This window comes from Gelidibacter pelagius (assembly GCF_017581925.1).
GTDB classification, from domain to species: Bacteria; Bacteroidota; Bacteroidia; order Flavobacteriales; family Flavobacteriaceae; genus Gelidibacter; species Gelidibacter pelagius.
Window position 1 is genome coordinate 1 of the sequence record NZ_JAGEVG010000070.1, and the last position, 600, is coordinate 600.

Annotated in this window: 1 rRNA gene; it reads right to left on the bottom strand. The window is 48.7% G+C overall.

What is annotated here, in order from left to right:
- A 23S ribosomal RNA gene (locus J4051_RS18860) occupies nucleotides 1-566 on the bottom strand; the annotation flags it as partial.
- Nucleotides 567-600 lie beyond the last annotated feature (34 nt).

Consider the following 600-nt stretch of genomic DNA (forward strand, 5'->3'; position numbering starts at 1 on the left):
GGGCTCCGACCGCTTGTAAGCGTATGGTTTCAGGTTCTCTTTCACTCCCTTATTCAGGGTTCTTTTCACCTTTCCCTCACGGTACTGGTTCACTATCGGTCTCTCAGGAGTATTTAGCCTTAACGGATGGTCCCGCCAAATTCATACAGGGTTTCACGTGCCCCGCACTACTCAGGATACCACTATCTATGCATTCTTTACCTATACCGGGCTATCACCGTCTATGGCCCCTCTTTCCAAAGGGTTCTAATTCATCCTGCTTCGAATGTTGTGGTCCTACAACCCCGACATTGCCGTAACAATGCCGGTTTGGGCTAATCCGCGTTCGCTCGCCACTACTTACGGAATCACTTTTGTTTTCTTCTCCTCCGGGTACTTAGATGTTTCAGTTCTCCGGGTTTGCCTCCATTGCTGGATACCATATCTTCAATATGGTGGGTTGCCCCATTCGGATATCTGCGGATCAATCGGTATGTGCCCGTCCCCGCAGCTTTTCGCAGCTTATCACGTCCTTCATCGCCTCTGAGAGCCTAGGCATTCCCCATACGCTCTTATGTAGCTTATTGTACATTTTGTCTTTTAATGAGTTTGCAATCAGTC